Annotated in this window: 26 protein-coding genes and 2 tRNA genes; 15 read left to right on the top strand and 13 right to left on the bottom strand. The window is 63.6% G+C overall.

Annotated elements, in window-relative coordinates; genetic code table 11:
- The first annotated feature begins 58 nt into the window (after nucleotides 1-58).
- The 3 genes from BLV45_RS12445 (at nucleotide 59) to BLV45_RS12455 (ending at nucleotide 2,449) form a co-directional block, all read left to right on the top strand.
- A complete protein-coding gene (locus BLV45_RS12445; RefSeq protein WP_090533334.1) occupies nucleotides 59-1,495 on the top strand; it encodes a DHA2 family efflux MFS transporter permease subunit in 1,437 nt (478 codons plus the stop codon).
- A gap of 134 nt (nucleotides 1,496-1,629) precedes the next feature.
- On the top strand, nucleotides 1,630-1,866 hold the full coding sequence (locus BLV45_RS12450; protein ID WP_090533336.1) for a hypothetical protein: 237 nt from the start codon (nucleotides 1,630-1,632) through the stop codon (nucleotides 1,864-1,866).
- 127 nt (nucleotides 1,867-1,993) lie between these two features.
- Nucleotides 1,994-2,449 (top strand): hypothetical protein, encoded by a 456-nt coding sequence (locus BLV45_RS12455; RefSeq protein ID WP_090533338.1) that lies wholly within the window; start codon nucleotides 1,994-1,996, stop codon nucleotides 2,447-2,449.
- A gap of 86 nt (nucleotides 2,450-2,535) precedes the next feature.
- On the opposite strand, the gene BLV45_RS12460 is transcribed toward BLV45_RS12455, so the two are convergent.
- Both BLV45_RS12460 and BLV45_RS12465 read right to left on the bottom strand, forming a co-directional pair.
- The gene (locus BLV45_RS12460; RefSeq protein ID WP_245753211.1) at nucleotides 2,536-3,648 is read right to left on the bottom strand and encodes a glycosyltransferase family 4 protein; all 1,113 of its coding nucleotides are present in this window, start codon (nucleotides 3,646-3,648) and stop codon (nucleotides 2,536-2,538) included.
- A gap of 455 nt (nucleotides 3,649-4,103) precedes the next feature.
- On the bottom strand, nucleotides 4,104-4,373 hold the full coding sequence (locus tag BLV45_RS12465) for a hypothetical protein (protein WP_090533340.1): 270 nt from the start codon (nucleotides 4,371-4,373) through the stop codon (nucleotides 4,104-4,106).
- Nucleotides 4,374-4,681: 308 nt separating this feature from the next.
- Here BLV45_RS12465 and dusA point away from each other — a divergent pair, with 308 nt between their 5' ends.
- Nucleotides 4,682-5,683, top strand: coding sequence for a tRNA dihydrouridine(20/20a) synthase DusA (gene dusA, locus BLV45_RS12470; protein WP_090533343.1), 1,002 nt, complete (start codon nucleotides 4,682-4,684; stop codon nucleotides 5,681-5,683).
- Between the two features lie 98 nt (nucleotides 5,684-5,781).
- Nucleotides 5,782-5,857: transfer RNA gene (locus tag BLV45_RS12475), tRNA-His, on the top strand.
- A 199-nt stretch (nucleotides 5,858-6,056) separates the two neighbouring features.
- Here the strand turns inward: BLV45_RS12475 and BLV45_RS12480 are convergent.
- A complete protein-coding gene (locus BLV45_RS12480) occupies nucleotides 6,057-6,251 on the bottom strand; it encodes a hypothetical protein (RefSeq protein WP_090533345.1) in 195 nt (64 codons plus the stop codon).
- Nucleotides 6,252-6,472: 221 nt separating this feature from the next.
- Here BLV45_RS12480 and BLV45_RS12485 point away from each other — a divergent pair, with 221 nt between their 5' ends.
- Nucleotides 6,473-6,733: a hypothetical protein gene (locus BLV45_RS12485; RefSeq protein ID WP_090533347.1), complete on the top strand. Its 261-nt coding sequence runs from the start codon at nucleotides 6,473-6,475 to the stop codon at nucleotides 6,731-6,733.
- A gap of 132 nt (nucleotides 6,734-6,865) precedes the next feature.
- On the opposite strand, the gene BLV45_RS12490 is transcribed toward BLV45_RS12485, so the two are convergent.
- The 4 genes from BLV45_RS12490 to ssuD all read right to left on the bottom strand — a co-directional run bounded on the left by BLV45_RS12490 (nucleotide 6,866) and on the right by ssuD (nucleotide 10,166).
- The gene (locus tag BLV45_RS12490) at nucleotides 6,866-7,081 is read right to left on the bottom strand and encodes a TOBE domain-containing protein (RefSeq protein WP_090533349.1); all 216 of its coding nucleotides are present in this window, start codon (nucleotides 7,079-7,081) and stop codon (nucleotides 6,866-6,868) included.
- 50 nt (nucleotides 7,082-7,131) lie between these two features.
- A complete protein-coding gene (locus tag BLV45_RS12495; RefSeq protein WP_090533351.1) occupies nucleotides 7,132-8,145 on the bottom strand; it encodes an ATP-binding cassette domain-containing protein in 1,014 nt (337 codons plus the stop codon).
- Nucleotides 8,142-8,936 (bottom strand): aliphatic sulfonate ABC transporter permease SsuC, encoded by a 795-nt coding sequence (ssuC, locus tag BLV45_RS12500; protein ID WP_090533353.1) that lies wholly within the window; start codon nucleotides 8,934-8,936, stop codon nucleotides 8,142-8,144. The genes BLV45_RS12495 and ssuC overlap by 4 nt, the downstream gene beginning before the upstream one ends.
- Before the next feature lie 72 nt (nucleotides 8,937-9,008).
- A complete protein-coding gene (gene ssuD / locus BLV45_RS12505; RefSeq protein ID WP_090533355.1) occupies nucleotides 9,009-10,166 on the bottom strand; it encodes an FMNH2-dependent alkanesulfonate monooxygenase in 1,158 nt (385 codons plus the stop codon).
- A gap of 393 nt (nucleotides 10,167-10,559) precedes the next feature.
- On the opposite strand from ssuD, the gene BLV45_RS12510 reads away from it, so the two are divergent.
- Nucleotides 10,560-10,985: a hypothetical protein gene (locus BLV45_RS12510; RefSeq protein ID WP_090533870.1), complete on the top strand. Its 426-nt coding sequence runs from the start codon at nucleotides 10,560-10,562 to the stop codon at nucleotides 10,983-10,985.
- A 127-nt stretch (nucleotides 10,986-11,112) separates the two neighbouring features.
- Here the strand turns inward: BLV45_RS12510 and BLV45_RS12515 are convergent, their stop codons facing one another.
- Both BLV45_RS12515 and BLV45_RS12520 read right to left on the bottom strand, forming a co-directional pair.
- Nucleotides 11,113-12,255 carry an enoyl-CoA hydratase/isomerase family protein gene (locus tag BLV45_RS12515; RefSeq protein WP_090533356.1) on the bottom strand — a complete coding sequence of 381 codons (1,143 nt, stop codon included), beginning with the start codon at nucleotides 12,253-12,255 and terminating at the stop codon, nucleotides 11,113-11,115.
- A 39-nt stretch (nucleotides 12,256-12,294) separates the two neighbouring features.
- The gene (locus BLV45_RS12520) at nucleotides 12,295-13,056 is read right to left on the bottom strand and encodes a TetR/AcrR family transcriptional regulator (protein ID WP_090533358.1); all 762 of its coding nucleotides are present in this window, start codon (nucleotides 13,054-13,056) and stop codon (nucleotides 12,295-12,297) included.
- A gap of 140 nt (nucleotides 13,057-13,196) precedes the next feature.
- On the opposite strand from BLV45_RS12520, the gene BLV45_RS12525 reads away from it, so the two are divergent.
- On the top strand, nucleotides 13,197-14,165 hold the full coding sequence (locus tag BLV45_RS12525; RefSeq protein WP_090533360.1) for an NAD-dependent epimerase/dehydratase family protein: 969 nt from the start codon (nucleotides 13,197-13,199) through the stop codon (nucleotides 14,163-14,165).
- A 30-nt stretch (nucleotides 14,166-14,195) separates the two neighbouring features.
- Here the strand turns inward: BLV45_RS12525 and BLV45_RS12530 are convergent, their stop codons facing one another.
- Nucleotides 14,196-14,483 carry a DUF1488 family protein gene (locus BLV45_RS12530; RefSeq protein WP_090533362.1) on the bottom strand — a complete coding sequence of 96 codons (288 nt, stop codon included), beginning with the start codon at nucleotides 14,481-14,483 and terminating at the stop codon, nucleotides 14,196-14,198.
- A gap of 166 nt (nucleotides 14,484-14,649) precedes the next feature.
- Nucleotides 14,650-14,934 (bottom strand): hypothetical protein, encoded by a 285-nt coding sequence (locus tag BLV45_RS12535; RefSeq protein ID WP_090533364.1) that lies wholly within the window; start codon nucleotides 14,932-14,934, stop codon nucleotides 14,650-14,652.
- Between the two features lie 290 nt (nucleotides 14,935-15,224).
- Here BLV45_RS12535 and BLV45_RS12540 point away from each other — a divergent pair, with 290 nt between their 5' ends.
- Nucleotides 15,225-15,422, top strand: a complete 198-nt coding sequence (locus tag BLV45_RS12540; protein ID WP_090533365.1) for a hypothetical protein — start codon at nucleotides 15,225-15,227, stop codon at nucleotides 15,420-15,422.
- An 81-nt stretch (nucleotides 15,423-15,503) separates the two neighbouring features.
- Nucleotides 15,504-15,857: a hypothetical protein gene (locus BLV45_RS12545; RefSeq protein ID WP_090533367.1), complete on the top strand. Its 354-nt coding sequence runs from the start codon at nucleotides 15,504-15,506 to the stop codon at nucleotides 15,855-15,857.
- Between the two features lie 37 nt (nucleotides 15,858-15,894).
- Here the strand turns inward: BLV45_RS12545 and BLV45_RS12550 are convergent, their stop codons facing one another.
- Nucleotides 15,895-16,227, bottom strand: coding sequence for a DMT family transporter (locus BLV45_RS12550; protein ID WP_407671010.1), 333 nt, complete (start codon nucleotides 16,225-16,227; stop codon nucleotides 15,895-15,897).
- A gap of 11 nt (nucleotides 16,228-16,238) precedes the next feature.
- Nucleotides 16,239-16,736, bottom strand: coding sequence for a heme-degrading domain-containing protein (locus BLV45_RS12555; RefSeq protein WP_090533371.1), 498 nt, complete (start codon nucleotides 16,734-16,736; stop codon nucleotides 16,239-16,241).
- A 210-nt stretch (nucleotides 16,737-16,946) separates the two neighbouring features.
- Here BLV45_RS12555 and BLV45_RS12560 point away from each other — a divergent pair.
- From BLV45_RS12560 to aat, 5 genes are all read left to right on the top strand, one after another.
- Nucleotides 16,947-17,023, top strand: a tRNA-Met gene (locus BLV45_RS12560).
- 336 nt (nucleotides 17,024-17,359) lie between these two features.
- Entirely contained in the window at nucleotides 17,360-17,719 is a 360-nt protein-coding gene (locus BLV45_RS12565; protein ID WP_090533373.1) for a DMT family transporter, read from the top strand.
- Nucleotides 17,720-17,835: 116 nt separating this feature from the next.
- Nucleotides 17,836-19,443 carry a hypothetical protein gene (locus tag BLV45_RS12570; RefSeq protein ID WP_090533376.1) on the top strand — a complete coding sequence of 536 codons (1,608 nt, stop codon included), beginning with the start codon at nucleotides 17,836-17,838 and terminating at the stop codon, nucleotides 19,441-19,443.
- 175 nt (nucleotides 19,444-19,618) lie between these two features.
- Entirely contained in the window at nucleotides 19,619-20,164 is a 546-nt protein-coding gene (locus BLV45_RS12575) for an NUDIX hydrolase (protein ID WP_090533379.1), read from the top strand.
- A 13-nt stretch (nucleotides 20,165-20,177) separates the two neighbouring features.
- Nucleotides 20,178-20,915 (top strand): leucyl/phenylalanyl-tRNA--protein transferase, encoded by a 738-nt coding sequence (aat, locus tag BLV45_RS12580; RefSeq protein WP_090533381.1) that lies wholly within the window; start codon nucleotides 20,178-20,180, stop codon nucleotides 20,913-20,915.
- Nucleotides 20,916-21,039 lie beyond the last annotated feature (124 nt).

Below are 21,039 nucleotides of genomic sequence, written 5' to 3' on the forward strand. Positions count from 1 at the left end.
CGCTGCAAACCGTCAAGGGTTGGTTCGCTTGCCTTGCCCTGCTTCGCTCCGGAGTGTCATGCAGATGTCTGGTTCATCGTCCGCCGCACCGCGTTCCGGTGATTCGTCGCTGATCGTCACGCTCGTGGCCGCCGCGTTCTTCATGGAAAACCTCGACGGCACGATCATCGCCACCGCGCTGCCGCAGATGGCGCGCTCGTTCGACGTGCATCCGGTCGATCTCAGCATCGGCATCACGTCGTATCTGCTGACGCTCGCCGTGTTCATCCCGATCAGCGGCTGGGCCGCCGACCGCTTCGGCGTGCGCAACGTGTTCACCGGCGCACTCGCGGTGTTCACCGCGTCCTCGGTGCTGTGCGGCATGACGAACGGTCTCGTCGAATTCACCGCGGCGCGCGTTCTGCAGGGCATCGGCGGCGCGATGATGGTGCCGGTCGGCCGGCTCGCCGTCCTGCGCGCGACGCCCAAGGACAGCCTGATGCGCGCGATCTCGATCATCACGTGGCCGGGGCTCGTCGCCCCCGTGATCGGGCCGCCGCTCGGCGGGCTGATCACCACGTATTCGTCGTGGCGCTGGATTTTCTATCTGAATCTGCCGCTCGGCCTGATCGGACTCGTGCTTGCGTGGCGCTTCATCGGCAATGAACGCGACGCGCAAAAACGCCCGTTCGACGCGTCCGGTTTCGTGCTGTCGGGGCTCGCCTGCACGGCGCTGATGTACGCGATGGAGCTGACCGGGCGCGCCGACGCGCCCTGGAAAGAGACACTCGTGTGCCTCGGCATCGGCGCCGTGGCCGGCGCGGCCGCGCTGTTTCATCTGCGACGTACCGCGCATCCGGTCGTCGATCTGTCCGCGCTCAGGATCAAGACTTTCGCGGTCGCGCTCGGCGGCGGCTCGCTCTTTCGCATCTCGATCAGCGCGGTTCCGTTCCTGCTGCCGCTGATGTTCCAGATCGGTTTCGGCATGAACGCTTTTCACTCCGGGCTGCTGACGCTCGCGGTGTTCGCCGGCAATCTCTCGATGAAACTCGTGACGACGCCCATCATGCGGCGTTATGGCTTCCGGTCGGTGCTGCTCGTGAACGGCGTGTTCGCGGCGCTGACGCTCGCGGCGATGAGCCTGCTGACGCCCGCGACTTCCGCGTTCTGGATCGTCACGGTTCTGTTCGTCAGCGGGCTCGCGCGTTCGCTGCAGTTCACCGCGATCAACACGCTCACGTTCGCGGACGTCCCCAAGCCGCAGATGAGCGGCGCATCGACGCTTTCGAGCACGTTGGGGCAGATGACCGTGGGCATGGGCGTCGCGTTCGGCGCGATCGCGCTGCGGATGGCGGCCTGGTTTCACGGCCACGGCGGCCAGAGCGTCACCACTGCCGATTTCAACCTCGCGTTCCTGATCGTGGCGGCGCTCGGATGCGCGGCCATCGCAGACGTAGTCGGCCTCGACCGGCGCGCGGGGGCGCACGTGAGCGGGCATGGGCGCAGCGGGGCGTAACTGGACGTCGGGAACGTGATACCCCGGGTCGACTGACAGGGAGACGAAAAACGGTCAGGCACGCCGATTGCTGGTACACCGGTTTCTGGCTCACTGCTGGTGACGTCACCCCCGTCCAGCGCAAGGCTATCGCCATGAACCCGGATTCCGAACTCGCTTCCGCCGAACCCGGCGACTCCGCCGCCGGGACGTCGTCCGTTCCGAGCGGTCTTTTCGAAGCGGCTGGGCATAAAAAGGGCACGCGCCTGTCGACGTCGCTCGCATTGGGATTCGCACGGCTTTTTGGCCTTGAGCTCTTCCTGACCGATATCGTCACGCCCCATCCGGCGACCTCGCCTGACCCAACCATCAGCCTCGATCAGGAAAGATAGTCCGCGCGGAATTGCGATCTGCACACCGGGCAGCGTCGATGCTCACCGGTAGACTTTGCAAAGGGATTGAAAAGCTCGCGACGTCGCCAGGCCGCATTGTCGCGGCACCAGGTAGAGGACATGTTCGATGAACAGGATCAAGCTGGGAAAACGGATTCCTGCGTTACTGGCAGTCGCCGCACTGTCCATATGGACGCTATCGACTGGCGTGGCTCTCGCCGATGACACGCCGAGCCCATGCGCCGCGCTCAAGCGAATCGTGGCGGCGGCGCCGGACGGATTCGCCTCGCTCCAGGCGAGCGACGGCCGAAGCCTGGCCCAGCCCTATGGTGACGACGCACGATGCAGCACTGAGGGCGCGAATTATCAATGCGTCTGGACACCCCACAGCGAAGCGGGCTCCTCCGCGGATGCGCTGCAGGCGCTGGCAGCGGACATCGCTTCGTGTCTCCCCGATGCGACGCACGACCAGAACGCCCCCGCTCGCCAGCACTTTTATCTGGGCACGCGCACCCGCCGCACGCAAATCACCGCAAGTACCGCGGGCGCCGGCAAGCTCAAACTCGTGGTATCAGCAAAGTGACAGGCAGTGCATAACCTTGAATTCGGGAAAGCACTGCCCTCACGAAACGTGACGATCACTGACGCATCGTCACGTTCAGCCGATGCTCATGTGCGCGAATGCGGCAACGGCTCGACGGTGCGCTCAGTCGGCCTGTTGATCAGCGACCGTGTCAGCATCACGTGCTGATTCGCGAACGCGCGCGTGGTCAGATCCTTCTGCACGAACTCCCGCTGCGCGCGACGCATCTGCTCCGTCGCGACACCCGGTTCGCGTGCGAGAAACGCCACCTGTTCGCGCATCGCCACGGGGTCATGCGCCGGCACGTACCCGATGCTGCCGCTGGAAAAATATTCCTCGAGGCCACCTGTTGCCGTGGCAACGACAGGCTTGCCTGTCGCGACGGCTTCGAGAATAACGGTTATGCCCGAGACATGATGATTGGGATGCAACGAAACAATCACGACGTCAGCCCATTCATATAGCGCGCGTTGCGCGGCGAGGCCATGCGCCGGTGCGACGGTCACGTTACTGGCTTTCGAACGCCGCCAGATCTTCCGCCGTGTCGCGATTCGCACGCAATAACGCGGATCGTTCTCGAAGGCCGTGATCAATGTGTTCCAGTCGCGGTCGCGATCGTTGCCAATCGAGGCAATGCGCAACGGCTCGTGAGGCCGCCAGTCGCCTGCCGTCGTCAGCGGGAAATCCCGTGTGTCCAGCCCGTATCGAACCACCGTTGCCTCACGTCCCCAGTATTTCTGGACGAGCGCCGCATTGTCCGGGCTGTGGGTGGTGAGGACATCGGCACGGCCCAGCAGCCATCGATAGAAAAATCGTTTGGGCGGGCTCAGCGACTTCCAGATATCGAGCAGCCATATGCTCTGCGCCAGGAGAAGCGGTTCGCGGGTGCGCCTTGTCAGCAACAGCAAAAGCGCGACGGACAGATATTCGCGCTCCGTGTGAGTCCAGATCACGTCCGCGCTCATGAGGCCGGCTCTATTGCGGTACGTGTGAATGAAGTCGAACCCGAGGAGCGATTTCAGGGTGCGCCGCACGAGACGCAGCAGACGGCCTTCCGGATGGTCCCGCGAATAAGACAGCGCCATCGTGTCCGATTCGGCGAAATGATAGCCATACAGGCAGCCTGCATTCTCGTTTTTTCGAAATTGCAGCGGATCGACCCCGTAATACAGATGCACGTGAATATTGACTGGATCCATCGACGCTCCGTCTTCTTCGCCACCCGGGCAATGTAAGTCGTGACGGACGCCAGGCAACGCGGCGGCAGGACACACGACATCGACCATCATAGAAAGATGCGCGCCAGCTGAAAGTTGGGAATGGCACATTGGGCGCGCATTTTCTGCTGCGCCTCGCAATCAGCAGATATCGGCATGCCGCACGACCTGACGGCAGGTTAAGTGCTGACAGGCGGAAATGCGCGACGACGATGCATCCGGTTTCACCGCACACGCGAACTCAGGAACCACGCATTGCCATTACGATCGACGCAAGGTCAAGGCCGCTAACGCGACAGAGCAGATGTCGAAACTGGATTGGACAAGACAGAAAAAGCGGGAGAAAAACGACGGCAGGGGGCAAAGCGAAGAAGTACTGCGAACAGCAGGAAATACAAAAGCGGGACGCCCTTGTGAGGCGTCCCGCCTGCGATCAATTAATGACCGAAGAAGACCGAGCGCGGGCCCGTTTGTTCTGCGCGGTTGCCGGATTGCGACGACGACGCGTTGACACCACCGTAGGCGCTGTTCGAAGCCTGAGCGGCTTGCTCGGCGGCGACGGTTTGCGAATTCTGGCCTTGCTGCGAAGCCGGTGCGCCAATGGTCGGGTTGTAATGCGGCGCCGGGCCGTAGCCACTTGCAAAGGCGGGAGCGGCGATCGAGGCAGAAGCGGCGATCAGGACGGCTGCGATAAGCTTGCTCTTCATGATGACTCTCCAATAAACGTTGATTTTCGGTACGAGGTCGTTGCGGAAGGGTTTTGGTTTTCGCCTGTCGCAACGTCGATGGAGGCAGTGTATACCCCTACTATCGAAAATTTGTGTCGATAATTTGAATTTACTATTCTGCAAACAGGAACAATGGGGTACGGCCTTGAAGGACAAGGGCTTCGGGCTTTTCGACCCCGATTCCGGGTGATTTCGACGTGGTTAAACCCGTGCCGGCGGCAGGGAGAAGCCGCGTCGCCGGCTTGCGGTAAAATCGCGGTTTGATTCCCCGCCGCCTGGCCGTTCCCATGTCTTCGTCCCCATCTCCGAGTCCCCGTCGCGTATCGGTTGCGCCGATGATGGACTGGACCGATCGTCATTGCCGCTCGTTTCACCGCATCCTGTCGCGCCACACGTGGCTCTATACGGAGATGGTGACGACAGGCGCGCTGATTCACGGCGACGTCGCGCGTCATCTCGCGTTCACGTCCGACGAAGCACCCGTTGCGTTGCAGCTGGGCGGCAGCGAGCCGGCCGACCTCGCGCGCGCGGCGAAGCTCGGCGAGCAGTGGGGCTACGACGAGATCAATCTGAATTGCGGTTGCCCGTCGGAGCGTGTGCAACGTGGCGCGTTCGGCGCGTGTCTGATGAACGAGCCGCAACTGGTCGCCGACTGCGTGAAGGCAATGCGCGACGTGGTTTCGGTGCCGGTGACGGTGAAGCATCGGATCGGCGTCGATGCGGTAGAGGAATATGGATTCGTGCGCGACTTCGTCGGCACGATTGCCGACGCCGGTTGCAATGTGTTCATCGTGCATGCGCGCAACGCGATCCTCAAAGGCTTGAGCCCGAAAGAAAATCGCGAGATCCCGCCGCTCAAGTACGACTACGCGTATCAGCTGAAGCGCGATTTTCCGCAGCTCGAAATCCTTATCAATGGCGGCGTGAAAACGCTGGATGAGGTCGAGACCCATCTGCAGCACGTCGATGGCGTGATGCTCGGGCGCGAGGCGTATCACAACCCGTATGTGCTCGCCGATGTCGACGCGCGTTTCTACGGCTCGTCAGAACCCGCGCTGAGCCGTGAAGCCGCCGAAACGAAACTCATCGAGTATTGCGCGGCCGAGCTTGCACGCGGCACGTTCCTCGGCGGTATTACGCGTCATGCACTTGGACTGTATCGTGGTGTCGCGGGGGCGCGTGGGTGGCGCCGTGTGTTGTCGGATAACAGGAAACTGGCGACCGGCGATCTCGCGATCTTCGATGAAGCACGCACGCATCTGCGTGAGCCCGCCGAAATGTTTGAATAAAGGACTAGGCAAACCGCAGTCGTGTTTGTATAATCTCGCTTCTTGATCGGCAAGCCAGTTCATGGCGAGCCAGAAAGCAGTTCAAAGTCGTTCCAGTGGTGGCTGTAGCTCAGTTGGTAGAGTCCAGGATTGTGATTCCTGTCGTCGTGGGTTCGAGTCCCATCAGCCACCCCAGAAAGTCCTTCCCCTTCAGTTGCTGATGTTCCACACACTATTTCGCATGGTGCGCTTCGGAACGAAATAGCCTCGCCTTCCCCTGCTTTTCCCACTGACTGCTTCGACAACCAGCGAAACCGTCGTCAACTCGCGTCTGCGCGAGCGCCATACGTCGCGTCGATGGCCTCGCGGCTTGCGCGCGCACCCTGGTTCAATGTCAGTCGCAGTCGCCGGATAGATACTTTCTGCCGTCGCAGGTGATTTCGACATGGTCCGCGCTGCGTGTCACGACACCGGCACTCAGCAATTCAGCCGCGACACTGGACGACAACTGCGGCGCAGGCTGCCCGCTGCCGACTTCGTTCAGTTGCCGCAATGCGTCGATCGCTTCGGTACTCAGGGCTTTTGACATGGCTGCCTCCTTTCGCATCCACATGCTCAATTCATGCTAGCACTTCCACGAAATCGCGCCGGCGCGATTCGGGGACAGACGCAGCCCCGGTTCAGGCGTGTTGTTTGCTGCTTTCGGATGACATACAAGCCGGGGGCGATGGCGCCCGGTGACGATGCGCGCATCGGATGCGTTTGATGCGCGCCTGCGAGGAATAGCCTGAAAAACGCTGGGAGCGTCGAATGAAACGCATCGAATGGGTACCGGCTGCGCGTGTTGCCACTGCGTTGTTTCTTCCCGTCGCGAGTGGGCTCACGACACCACAACAGCCTGCGCCGAAAAACACCACAGGGTCGATGGCCGTTCCGCCTTCGGCCGCATCGGGCGGCGCGCGCGTCGACAACGCGAATAATCCGGACAACATGCCGGTCAAGCGCCCCGACAAACCGACCCGGGACAAGATCACGCGCGAGCCCCCGGCCAGCGCGGCAAACGCGAAGTAGCCGCGTGACGCGAGCACGTTTGCGGTTCGTCACGCGAAGCCGCACGCCACGGGCGACGAAAGGCAACAAACCGCGCGCCCGACCTGTCACCCGCACCGCGCCGCCACCGGGACGTGCAAACCACAACGCACGTCATAGACGCGCGATCGACACCTCCGTCGATTTCACCAGCGCGATCACTTCCGCGCCGACCTTCAGTTCCAGTTCATCGACGGAGCGCGTCGTGATCACCGACGTCACGATCCCAAACGGCGTATCGACGTCGATCTCGGACACAACCGGCCCGCGGATGATTTCCTTGACCTTCCCCTTGAACTGATTGCGTACGTTGATTGCGGCAATGCCCATATCGATTGACTCCAGTGGAACGACAAAACGGGTGACACATGCGTGCGATGTCAGATGGCCCAGCGGACGTCCGTCGGCCGTGTGGAATGGATTGACGCAGCGGACACTGCGTCGGAGTGCGCATCGTGAAACGAAGAATGGAACAGCGGCGCGTTGTCATCCGGCGTGCTCTTCAGCACACGATCCAGCACGTGTTCCTCAAGCGCGGCAAAAGCCGACGAAGCGCGTACACGCGGACGGGCAAGCGGCACCGGCTGATCGAGCGCGATGCGTCCTTCCTCGATCAGCAGGATGCGGTCGCCGAGCGCCACGGCTTCATGCACGTCGTGGGTGACGAGCAGCGCGGTGAAGCGGTGCTCGCGCCACAGCCGTTCGATCAGCGCGTGCATCTCGATGCGCGTGAGCGCGTCGAGCGCGCCAAGCGGCTCGTCGAGCAGCAGCAGTTGCGGACGATGCACCAGCGCGCGCGCCAGCGCGACGCGCTGACGCTGACCGCCGGAAAGCTGCGCGGGCCAGTCATCCGCGCGACCGGCAAGCCCGACTTCGGCAAGCACCGCGCGCGCGTCCTCGCGAGCGCCGCGGCCGAGGCCCAGCATCACGTTCTGCAACACGGTCTTCCATGGCAACAGACGCGCGTCCTGAAACATGATCCGCGTATCGAGCGGTGCGCCGTCTGCGTCGTGCTTTTTCAGCACGCCCGCGCTGGGTGCCTCGAGCTCGGCGACAAGGCGCAGCAGCGTCGACTTTCCGCAGCCACTACGGCCCACGATCGCAACGAAACTGCCGCGCTCGATCGACAGACTGAAGTCCGACAGAACCTTCCGCTCGCCATAGCGTTTGCCGACGCCGTGCAACTCGACGGCGTAGTCGCCCGCGCGCGGCGTTTCTCGCAGAAGCGCAGGCGTTGCGCCCACGATGCGCGCTTCGTCGCGAGCGTGGGCAGTATCCGGCGTACCGGATGCGTCGATCGCATCATGATCGGCCGCGCGCATCTGCTTGAGTTCGGATTCGAGATCGAGGCCCGAGACGCCTGCATACGATGCGGAAAAAAGCGTTGCGCTCATGCTTTCGCTCCTCGTTGATAGGCGGGGTGCCAGCGCAGCGCGACGCGCTCGATGTACTTCGCGAACATGTCGGCAAGCTTGCCGAGCGCGGCGTACAGCAGGATGCCGACCACCACGACGTCGGTCTGCAGAAACTCACGCGCATTCATCGTCATGTAGCCGATACCGGACTGCGTGGAGATCGTTTCCGCGACGATCAGCGTGACCCACATCAGCCCGAACGCGAACCGCACGCCGACGAGAATCGACGGCAACGCACCCGGCAGGATCACATGCCGGTACAGCGGGAAACCCTTCACGCCGTAACTGTGCGCCATCTCGATCAGGTTGGCATCGACCGAGCGGATGCCGTGGTACGTGTTCACGTAAACGGGAAAGAACACGCCGAGCGCGACCAGAAAAACCTTGGCCTCCTCTTCGATGCCGAACCACAGGATCACGAGCGGAATCATCGCCAGCGCGGGGATGTTGCGGATCATCTGCACGGTCGAATCGAGCACGACTTCGGCGGACCTGAAAAGCCCCGTCGCGAGACCCAGCACGAGGCCAATGCCCCCACCGATGACGAGTCCCGACACCGCGCGCCACGCGCTCACTTTCACATCGGTCCACATTTCACCTGAGAGAATCAGCGACCACGCAGCCTTCACCACCGCAAGCGGCTCGGGCAACACGCGCGCCGACAGCACGCCGCTTCGCGCGGCCACTTCCCACGCGAGCAGGATCAGCAACGGCGCGACCTGGGCGGAGAGCCGTCGCAGGCGCCCTGTTTCGACAAGCGATTCAGCCATGATGGCTTTCTCCGTGTTGATTGAGCGTCACGCGGTGATACCTTCAAGGCATCACGCACGCGCGCGGCCCGGTCAGCTTTGCGCGGCTTTCGGCAAATAGTTGTTGCCGACGATCTCGCCGAACGGTCCCGACAGCGGCCCGCTCACGCGCTCTTTCAGACGGCCCGGCAACAGCGGGAACACGAGCTCGGCGAAGCAATACGACTCCTCCAGGTGCGGATAGCCGGACAGGATGAACGTCTCGATGCCGAGGTCCGCGTATTCCTGCATGCGCGCGGCAACCTGCTGCGGATCGCCGACGAGCGCGGTGCCCGCGCCGCCGCGCACGAGGCCGACGCCGGCCCACAGGTTCGGATACACCTCGAGCGCCTGACGGTTGCCGAGCTTGCCGCCGTGCAACGCGGCCATGCGGCGCTGGCCTTCGGAATCCATCTTCGAAAACGACGCCTGCGCGCGCGCAACCGTTTCGTCGTCGAGCTTGCTGATGAGCGTGTCGGCGGCGGCCCACGCTTCGTCTTCGGTTTCGCGCACGATCACGTGCAGGCGGATGCCGAACCGGATCTCGCGGCCATGCGTCGCGGCCCGCGCGCGGATGTCGGCGATCTTCCGCGCGACGGCGTCGGGCGGTTCGCCCCACGTCAGATACGTGTCGATGTGCTCGCCCGCGAGCGCATGCGCAGCCGGCGACGAACCCCCGAACCACAACGGCGGATGCGGATCCTGCACGGGCGGATACAACGCCTTGCCGCCCTTCGACGTCAGATGCCGGCCGATGAAATCGATCGAATCGTTCGTGTGCGACGCGCTCAACTGCGCGCGCCAGATGCGCAGGAATTCGTCGGTGATGTCGTAACGCGTATCGTGATCGACGAAAAGCCCGTCGCCTTCGAGTTCCACCGCATCGCCGCCTGTCACGACGTTGATCAGCAAACGCCCTTTCGACAGGCGATCGAACGTCGCCGTCATGCGCGCCGACAAACCGGGCGACACGATGCCCGGACGGATCGCGACGAGAAACTTGAGCCGCTTCGTGACCGGAATCAGACTCGCGGCGACCACCCACGCGTCTTCGCACGAACGGCCGGTGGGCAGCAGCACGCCCTCGTAGCCGAGCGTATCGGCGGCGACAGCGATCTGCTGGAAGTAGTCGTAACTGGCTGCGCGCGCACCTTCGGATGTACCGAGGTAACGGCTGTCGCCGTGAGTCGGGATGAACCAGAACACATTCATGGGCTGCTCCTGCTTTTTATTCGAAACGGACGCGATCCCGCTGGACATCTACACGCGAGACACGCGACATCGCGTCTCGCCGCTCATGACACACGGCGATGCAACGGCATCATCGAGGAACGCGCGACGCAAACCTGCGTGCGCCAGAAGGGTGACGGCTATCGCGTCTGCATGGAGAAACAGTCTATGGACGGCCCCGAAGCTTTTGAACGATTTATTTGAGCTTAGGTTTTCCACTTTCGTGATTAGCCCGACGCTTTAACATACGGGCGCAGCGACGGTGAAAGCGAACGCGGAGGCGCACCCGCTCGCGCTCTATATAATGACGCACGTTTTCCGATAACCCGGCACGGCGCCATGAAGCGCGTCGACGTGCCCCTGGCGGTACATCGCATGCAAAAGATCATCCTGCCATTCGTGTCCGGCTTTCTGGCTTCCCTGTTTTTCCACGAATCGACGCTCGCGCTACTGCACGCGGCCGGGTTGATCGACCCGAGCGGATTCTCGACCGACCCGTTCCTGCCACTCGGTTTGCCCACCTTCATCGCAAATGCGATCTGGAGTGCGTGCTGGGCGGTCCTGATGGCCTGGTTGCTGCGCGTCTCGCCTGAGCGGATCGCGCCGTGGGTTCAGGCGTTCGTGTTCGGCGGCATCGTGCTGACGGCCGCAGGCGTTTTCGTCGTTGACCCGCTGCGCGGTATCTGGCCGAGCGGCAACATGCTGCCGCGGCTTGCGGTCGGCTTTGCAGCCAATGCGATGTGGGGTTGGGGTGCGCTCGTCTTCATGCGGGCATTCATGGCCTCGCACGAAGAGGAATAGGCGTTTCACGCAACGGCGCGCGGCGATCGTTCAGATCGTCGCTGCGCGCGCCGTTGAAGCCGCTAACCGGGGCATTGATCCTGGCTGTGGCGCCGGACCATCGCGGCCCGGTTACGCCCGACGCCGGCTAGTCCTGAAGCTCACGCAGCGGATGCGCGTCCGCCGGCCACGGGCTCTCGAACATCTTCTCGACCGCTTCGGCCGGCACGTCTTCAATCTGCGCGAACCGCCACGCCGGACGGTTGTCCTTGTCGATGATGCGTGCGCGGATCCCTTCGATCACGTCGCCCTGAGCGAAGCACGAGCGCGTCAGATCGAGATCGCGACGCAGACACTCCGCCATCGATCCCTCCGCGCGCGTCACCACTTCGAGCGAAATCGCCATCGACAGCGGCGAACGCTCGCGCAGCACGGCCGCGGTCTGCTCGGCCCATTCGGCTGCCTCGCATTCCGCTTCCGCGCCCGTTTCCGTCTCCAGCGACTTCAGGATCTGGCCGACGTCGGGCTTCGAAAAATGCCGGTCGATCAGCACACGCACCTGCGCGAGCGGCGACGCGTCCGGCCGCGGCATGATCTCGCAGCGCGCCGCCTCACGCGCGACGCACGCCACCACGTCGGCGCCGGACGCGAACGATTCGCGCTTCAGCGTATCGATCAGCGCGGGCAGCGCGGCATCGTCGATATAGATATCGGCGAGACCGGCGTAGAGCGCATCGGCCGCGCCGATCGTCTCGCCCGTGATCGCCAGATAGCGTCCAAGCGCGCCCGGCGCGCGCGCGAGAAACCAGCCCGCGCCGACATCCGGAAAGAGTCCGATGCGCGTTTCCGGCATCGCCATGCGCGTCGAACCGGTCACGACGCGCAGACCGTGCGTGCGATGGGCGCCCTGCGAAATGCCCATGCCGCCGCCCATCACGACACCGTTCATCAACGCGACATACGGCTTCGGATACGTGAAGATCGCGTGATTGAGCGCGTATTCCTCGATGAAAAACGTGTCCAGCGCGTCGCGTTCGCCGCGTTGCGCGGACTCGTACAGAAAGCGGATATCGCCGCCCGCGCAGAACGCCCGCGCATGCTGGCTGCGGATGACGACCGCGTGGACGCCGGAATCTTCACGCCAGCCCTCGAGCGCGGCGTGCATCGCGCGGATCATGCCGGTGGAAAGCGCATTCAGCGCTTTCGGGCGCTCGAGTTCAATGAAGCCAATATGATTCGCGACATAGGTGACGATCTCGTCGCTCGTCGCGAGCGTTGCGGTGATGGACATGGGCTGCGCTGGATTGAATGAATCGGGAACTGAACGGTATCACGCGACCGGCGATTCCGGTTTCGCGGCCGCGCGGCGCGTGCGTCTGGCGCGTGGCTTCGGTTCCACTGGCGCTGGCGTTGGCGTTTGCATTTGCAACGGCGGCTGCGGGTCGGCCGCTGTCTCTGCTGCATAGGCGCCCGTACCCTGCTGCACGGAGCCGAACCACGCGTCGAACGCGACGTCGATCAGCGTGTCGACCGGCGTGCGCGGAAAGACCGGACACGTGAGCTTCAGCGCGACGACACCGTGCATCGTCGCCCACAACGCCTCGGCCCACACCTCGCCCTGCGTGGATGCCGGCAACCGCCCCGCCGCCCTGAGTTCGTCGATCGAATCGACCATCAGACGAAACGATGCGTCGTCCGGTTCGTCCGATGCCTCGGCGGCTTCGGTCAGCGCCGCGCCGGTATAGCTGGGATCTTCCATGAAGATCAGCCGGTATGTCTGCGGATGCGCGATGCCGAACGCGACATACGCGTGCCCGAGCGCCCGTAGCCGTTGTGCCGGATCGGCGATAGCCGCGAGCGGCTCGAAGCTTGCCAGCAACTGCGCGTAGCCCTCCGCGCACAACGCCCGCGCGATCTCGTCGCGGCTCGCGAAATGCAGATACAGCGTGGCCGGTGAATATTCGATGGCGTCGGCAATCTTGCGCATCGACAGCGCAGCAAAGCCCTCACGCATCACGATGCGCCGCGACGCATCGAGGATGCGTTCGCGCAGCGCCACTTTCTGGCGGTTCTTTCGTTCGGTGATTCCCATGCAGTGCATTTTCGGGTTGACAAACTGAAAAGTCAAATTAAACTGAACACCGTTTACTGAACATCGTTCAATTTAATTTAGACGTTAACCCGCGTGGCGTCAGGACCCTTCCTGATGCCGTGCCTGAAACGGGAGTCGACATGGAAACGGCAGGAAAAGTGGGTCTGATCGGCGCCGCTGGCGCGGCCGGGCAAAGCATCGCGGCGGCGTTGCGTACGGCGGGCCGTCCGTACCGCGTGATCGGCCGCGGGCAAAGCGCGTTGCAGCGCGTATTCGGCAACGATCCGAACGCGGAAATCGTCACGTGGGATCCGGCGGATCCGGCATCGGTCAAGTCGGCTTTGGCGGGCCTGGATACCGCCGTGTATCTGGTCGGCGTGCCCTACAACCAGTTCGCGACGCACCCGCCGCTGACGCAGAAAACGCTCGACGGGCTGATTGCAGCCGGCGTGCGGCGACTGATCCTGATCGGCACCGTTTACCCGTATGGGTATGCACAGACGCTGCCGGTAACGGAGGCGCATCCGCGCAACCCGCATACGTTCAAGGGCAAGATGCGTCTCGCGCAGGAAAATCTCGTGCTCGACGCGCACGGACACCACGGGCTCGAGACGCTTGTTTTGCGTCTGCCGGACTTCTATGGTCCGGGCATCGAGCGCAGTTTCCTGCACGGTGTATTCGAGGGCGCCGCGCGCGGCACGCGTGCGCAGATGATCGGCCCGATCGACGTGCCACACGAGTTCGTTTTCATGCCGGACGTCGGCCCTGTCATCGAAACCCTGACCCGCACGCCGCAGGCGTATGGCCGCGTGCTGCATCTGGCCGGCGCGGGTACGATCACGCAGCGCGAAGTCGCGGAAAAGGCGTACGCGCTCGCGAGCCGTGCGCCCAGGCTGATCGTGGCGGGCAAGCCCACGCTACGCGTGATGGGGCTGTTCAATCCGATAATGCGGGAACTGGTGGAGATGCATTACCTCGTCACCGATCCGGTCGTGCTTGACGACACGGCATTGCGCACGCTCATCGGACCGGTCAGCAAAACATCATACGAAGAAGGCATCGCACGATCCGTCGAAGCCGCGCGTCGCGACGCCGCCCGCGCGGCCTGACATGCACCGGCAGCGCGGTTGACGGAATCCTTACGCGTCGGAGACGTTGCCCGGTGGAAAGTGGCCGCTCTTCAGCAGAACCGGCGTGCCGTTGCTGATACGCAGATGCTCGCGCGCCACGGCTTCGATATGCGCGCGGCCCGCGTCGAACGCGCGGCGCCAGCCTTCACTGTCGCGGGATTGCGCACCGAAATGGTCTTCGAGCGCCTCGACGGAGATCGCGCACGGCACCGGTTCGCCGTCCACGAGCGCGGGAAACACGAGGGTCAGGTTGAAGTCGCGATAAGCGGGCGCTTCCGCGAGAAAACGAATTTCCATGGTCGCCTCATCAGGAAAATCCGGCATGAACCGCATCGCAACCCGGCTGTTTCAAAGGCAGGCGCAGGCAGGCGCGCGCAGCACATCATGCTACTCGCAGGGACACATGACGGTCCAGCCGGCAGCCTTCCGCACGCGGCCCTTCATTGCCCTGCACGGCCGCCGCTCAGGGTGTATCGACGAGACGGTTGACGTACTCGCGCGCGGCTTTCTCGACATGTTCGAGCGCATCGGTCTCGGTGGCAAACCGGTGCTCCGCGCCCAGTTCCACGAGCGTTTCGATCCGGTGCGGATCGTCCGGCCCGCGCTGCGAAAGGCTGACTGAGCCAACGTACAGTCCTTCGGGCCGGTGATCCGGATGTTCCGCCTGGGTCGCCTCGTGGGCGGCGACGAGCCGCGCGGCGGCGCTGATGTAGTACCCGCGATAGGGGCCGCTCACCCGTTCTGCCATGTCGTCCTCCTGCTGCCTGTTCTGGTAAGTTGCACGCTGTCGGTCTCGTCGATATCGCTTTGGCCAGCACGATGACCGGCACGTATTGCGCAAAAACCGGACTGCTGCAATGCGGCGCGACGTGCAGTCGTCGCGGTCGTATCAGGTATCTGTCATTTCCCGCCGCGATAAGTTCTGTGCCAGCACGGCGATTGCCACGCACTTGTGGCCGCCGGCACGGTCGAACTGATGAACGGGCATCGAAAGATGCGCAGCCCAACCAGCGCGAATCCGGAGAGAGCAACGTCGATATGGGAAAATATTTCATGCAGGACACGGAAGTCCCCGAGCCCGATGCCGCCAGTACGTGGTTTACGTATGCCGGACGTCACGGCATCGACATGCCCAAAGCCATCAGCATCTGGGAAGACGCGGCAACCGAAAGCGGCGCTGAAAGTCGTCGCATCGTCGGCGGTGCGGGTATCCGCATCGATCCAGCGCTCACCTGACGCACGTCGCCGGCCCACGCGCAACCCGCGTGCGCAACCCGCGTCCATCACCGCACGCATTTTCAGTCACAAGGACACACGATGAAGCTATTCGAGCGGCGCTTGCGCCAGTCTGCCCTCCCTGCCGCGGCGCGCGTCGTCGCGCTGCCCTGCGCCGCCCTGCTGGTCGCGGGTCTCGCCGGGTGTGCGTCGTCGAACACCACGTCGCTCATCAACCTGCCGAACGGCCAGACCGGTTTCGCCGTGAACTGCAGCGGCGCCGATGCCGGATCGAGCTGGGCGTCGTGCTATGTGCAGGCCGGCAAGGCCTGCGGCGCAACCGGTTACGACATCATCTCGAAGGACAACGACGAAGGCGGCGCCGCGGGCGGCGGCATCACGAACGTCGTTTCGGCGAACGTGAAGAACCGCTCGATGGTGATTCGCTGCAAGTAACGTCGCGGCTGCGCCCGCACGCGGTCGCGACGCGCGGTCAATGCGCCTGCATCTTCGAGAACAGGTTGAGCACGACGACGCCCGCGACAATCAACCCGAGTCCGCAGATCGCGGCAAGATCCGGCACCTGGCGATAGAGCACCATCGCCACCAGCGTGATCAGCACGATGCCGGCGCCCGACCAGATCGCGTAGACAATGCCCACGGGTATCGACCGGAGCGTCATCGAAAGACAGTAGAACGCAACGGCATAACCCGCGACGACAACGATCGAAGGCACGAGCCGCGAGAAGCCATCGGCGGCACGCAGCGCGGAAGTCGCGATCACTTCCGCGACGATTGCGATGGCGAGCCACAGGTAGGGAGGCAGACGCATCGGCGTCAGACCTTCGCGAGCGCGAGCTTGCCGTAGTCGAGTTCGAGCTGCGCGCACAGCGCTTCGACCACGAGCTCATGATCGGCGCGCTGCGGCAAACCCGACACGGTCACCGACCCGATCACACCCGCGCCCGCGACGGTCAGCGGAAACGCGCCGCCATGCGACGCATATTCGCTCGCAGGCAGACCGTGTTTGTCGACGAGCGTCGCGCCCGCCTGCTGCATGCGCAGGCCGATGGCGTACGAACTGCGGCGGAAATGCGCGACCACGTTGCCCTTCCTGCGCGCCCAGTCGACGTTGTCGGGCGTGGCGCCATCGAGCGCGCTGAAAAAGAGCGGCTGGCCGAACGTGCGCACGTCGATCGCAAGCGCAAGACCGCGCGCCTTCGCGACTTCGCGCAGCCACACACCGAGCTGCCACGCACGGTCGGTATCGAAGCGGGGATACACCAGCGCTTTTTCCTGGGCGAGAATCGACTGCAGATCGTGTGCGATATCCATGAGAGCAAGAGAAACGGAAGATGAGAGAGTGAGCCGCACCACGGCGGCTCAGGAAGGGCTCAATTCTAGCGCAGCGCGCGGCTTGATCGTCCCTGCGATTGCCGCAGCTTCACGTCTGTGCGAAGCGCCCGTCACGCTGGCATTGAAACGGATTCGTAAATACCCGTTGCGCCAGCTTTCAATCTGTCCTATAATCTTTTCTTCGACGGACGCGGGGTGGAGCAGTCTGGCAGCTCGTCGGGCTCATAACCCGAAGGTCACAGGTTCAAATCCTGTCCCCGCAACCAACCATTCAAATAGCACTGAATGGATTGACACCAGGTCCCTCGAAAGTATTCAAAGCCCATCCCCGTGATGGGCTTTTTGCTTTGTACCCGCCATTTTCTGGCTGGTCACACTGACCGCACACTCATCGCGCGACCCTCTTCAGCGCGGCTCCCTGATCTCATCTTCTCCTTCAACTCCCTGATTCCTCGAATATTGCGCGGCGTGGGTTAGCGAACACACGTCAAATCGTCGTCCCTGTATGTTCTGCGAAAAGTTTTGCAAAAACACAGGGTTGCGCAGCGTCGATTCGTGTCGATGCGGCACGCCGATTTTCCGACCGCCCGCGACAGGCCACAATGTACATAATATTTCTGCTGCTAAGCGGCACCTGTAGTGCAACGGCGAGCGTGCTGCTTCGGATCGCCGGCAAATCAACCGACGATTTCAGTCACCTTTCCGCACTCTTTAACCAGGCGATGCTGCTGCGCGTCGGCGCGCTGGGCGCCTACGGTCTGGGCTTCATTTTTTACGCCATCGCGTTGAAGAAAATCGAACTGAGCATCGCGTATCCATTGATGGTCGGCGTGACCGTATTCGAGATCTTCATCTTCGCGCTGGTGAGCAACGAGGCATTGACGTTTAGAACGCTGACCGGCGCGGGCTTCCTGCTGGTGGGCGTGGCGCTCCTTTTTTCATCCATCACGCCGCAGGCCTGAGCGGCCGGCAAGGCACTCCCGTCGCCCGTCGTGAAGAGGATCGCGGCAAGCGATGCAGCAACGGGATGCAGCAACTTTTCGCACGCCGTGAACATGTCCGGCAAACGAGGGTAACAATGAATCCCGCTTCCGCTTCGCTTGCCTCACTCGACCGTGACCAGGGTGCGGGCACATGGCCCGGCCAGCTTCTTTTCATCGGCACGGTGCTGCTGGCCGGCGCGCTGTTCTGGATCGCGCCGCGTCCGCCGATGGGCGACCTGCCGCAGCACGCCGCCCAGGTCGCGCTGCTGCATGATCTCGTCAACGGTACGTCGCCGTGGGCCGATCTGGTGCGGGCCAACTACTTCACGCCCTATCTGCTCGGCTACGGTCTCGCGTTCGTGCTGTCGTTCGTGATGCCGGTCGTGAGCGCGATGAAGCTCTTCCTGATGCTCGCGTTCTACGCGTACGTCGCAGCGGGCGTGGCGCTTCGCAAGGAATACAAGGCCGACGCGCGGCTCGACTGGCTGTACGTGCCCGGCTTTTTCGGCTTCGCGTATCAATACGGCTTCTACACGTATCTGCTCGCCGTGCCCGTCGGGCTCTACTTCCTGCTCCTCGCGCGACGCTTCGCGCGTGCGCCCGGCATCGCGGGTGGCATGGCGTTGACCGTGGCCGGCGTGGTGCTGTTTTTCTCGCACGGGCTGGTCTTCCTGTTCGCGTGTGCCGTCGGCGCCGCGTTCATTCCGTGCTTCACGCGACAACCCGCGCGCATCGTCCGCGCGCTCGTTCCGTACGTGCTGCTCGGCGCGCTGACGCTCGGCTACATGCTCTATGTGCGATCCAACGCGCTCGTCATACAGGGTGCGGCGACGCAGGCATCGTCGGGCATGGCGTGGGACTGGACCGGTCCGTTCGGCTGGCATCGCGTCTACAACTTCGCGCTCTATACGCTCGCCACCGAGATGAAGGACGCGTACTTCCTGCTCGGCGCGGTGTTCATGCTGGCCGCGCCATGGCTGCTGCGCGCGAAGCTCAACGATCGCGATCCGACCGCCTGGCTGCCGATGCTCGCGATCGTGTTCATCTGGTTTTGCGCACCGTCCGACGCGCTCGGCATCGCCCTGCTGTATCAGCGCTTCCCGATCTTCCTGCTGCCGCTCTACGCAGTGATGTTTCAGGCCGACCCGGCCATCGCGAATCGTACGGCGTCGCCGGCACCCACCCGGTACACGCGGCGCACATGGCTCACATGGCTCACGCAACTCACAATCGTGCTGTTCTGCTGGTCGTATCTGGGCGTGCTGGCCGTGCGCAACCATCGCTTCGCCGTCGAGAACGCGCCGTTCGAAACGCTGCTTTCGGCGACCGTTCCGGGCCAGCGCGCGCTCAGCCTGATCTACGCGCCCGAAAGCCCGATCGTCCATAACCTCTGGACGTACCACACGTATCCGCTGTGGTATCAGGCCGAGCGGCACGGCTTCGTCGATTTCAACTTCGCGTTCTTCCTGCCGCAAATCGTGCGCTTCCGGCCGGACCGCGTGCCCGTGGTGCGACCGGGGCCGCAGGAATCGTCGGCGGAGAGCTTCGACTGGCACGCGGTGGACGGCCGCGCGTACCGCTACTTCTTCGTGCGCCATACCGCGCCCCTGCCCGCGATGCTATTCAAAAACGACGAATGCGAGGTGGTCCTCGTGAAGGAAGTGCCCGACTGGTCGCTGTTCGAACGACGCGCGTGCCACTAGACTCGCCGCCGCCTGCGCGCAGCGTTTCGCAGCGGCTCCCAGGAACCTTCCAGCCGCTTTCCACGCGTGTTCGCCGCCACCCGCCGCCCGGGCCACGCGCCGGACGACGCTCCCAGCCATCGTGAACGGCCGGCCCGGTGATAAACTCCCATCACCGCTCCTCCTCCCCTTGCCCATGAAATTCTGCTCCGTCTGCGGCCACGCAGTCAGCCTCGGCATTCCGCCCGGCGACAACCGCGAGCGCTTCATCTGCGCCGATTGCGGCACCGTGCACTATCAGAATCCGCGCAACGTGGTCGGCACCGTTCCGGTCTGGGACGACAAGGTGCTGCTATGCCGCCGCGCGATCGAACCGCGCTACGGCTACTGGACGCTCCCCGCGGGCTTCATGGAAATGGGCGAAACCACGGCCGAAGCGGCGTCGCGCGAAACGCTGGAAGAAGCCGGCGCCCGCGTCGAGGTGCAGAACCTGTTCTCGCTGCTGAACGTGCCGCACGTGCATCAGGTCCACCTGTTCTACATGGCGCGGCTGCTCGATCCCGACGTCGCCGCCGGCGAGGAAAGCCTCGAAGTGCGCCTCTTCGAAGAACACGAAATTCCGTGGGACGACATCGCATTCCCGACCGTCGGCCAGACACTGCGGTTCTTCTTTGCCGATCGTGCGTCGGGCAATTACAGCCTGCACACCGGCGACATCTTCCGCTCGCTGCGCGACGGCTGAGCGGGCCGCGAGCATGGTGCCCTGGCTCGGACCCGACGATCCGTTTCCACCCGTCGAGCGCGCCCTCGGAGCGGCGAGCGGCGCGCCGGGCCTCCTTGCCGCGAGCGCCGACCTGCTGCCCTCGCGGCTCATCGACGCCTACCGGCGCGGCATCTTCCCGTGGTATTCGGACGGCCAGCCGGTGCTCTGGTGGAGCCCCGACCCGCGCATGATCCTGCGAACGGGCGAGTTCAAGGTCTCGCCTTCGCTCAGGAAGACACTCAAGCGCGTGCTGCGCGACGACACGTGGGAAATCCGCGTCGATCACGATTTCGCGAGCGTGATGCGCGCGTGCGCGCTCACGCCCCGCCACGGCCAGCGCGGCACGTGGATCACCGCGGATGTCGTCGAAGCCTATACGTCGCTGCACCGCACGGGCGACGCGCACAGCATCGAAACCTGGCACGAAGGCCGGCGCGTCGGCGGGTTGTACGGTGTGTCGTTCGGGCGGATGTTCTTCGGCGAATCGATGTTCGCCGAAGTCACGGATGCGTCGAAAATCGCGCTCTCCGCGCTCGTCGCCCACCTGCGACGTCACGAAATAGAAATGATAGACTGCCAGCAGAACACGTCGCATCTGGCGTCGCTGGGCGGTCGCGAGATAGCGCGCAAGGCGTTCGTCGCGCATGTGCGCGCCTCTGTCGATGCGCCTTCCATACCCTGGCGTTTCGACAAGACCGTACTGACCGACGTCGTCACGCGGGCGACGTAACAGGCACACTGAAGAGCAAACCGAAGGCAAACGGCGGAGCACGGCCGGCGTGAAAACAGTCACGCGGATCGCGCCGCTCATGAACCGTCGGGTTTGCTGGACCCGAAAACGCTTCGAGAGCCGC

This window comes from Paraburkholderia sartisoli, from assembly GCF_900107685.1.
In the GTDB taxonomy this organism is placed as follows: Bacteria; Pseudomonadota; Gammaproteobacteria; order Burkholderiales; family Burkholderiaceae; genus Paraburkholderia; species Paraburkholderia sartisoli.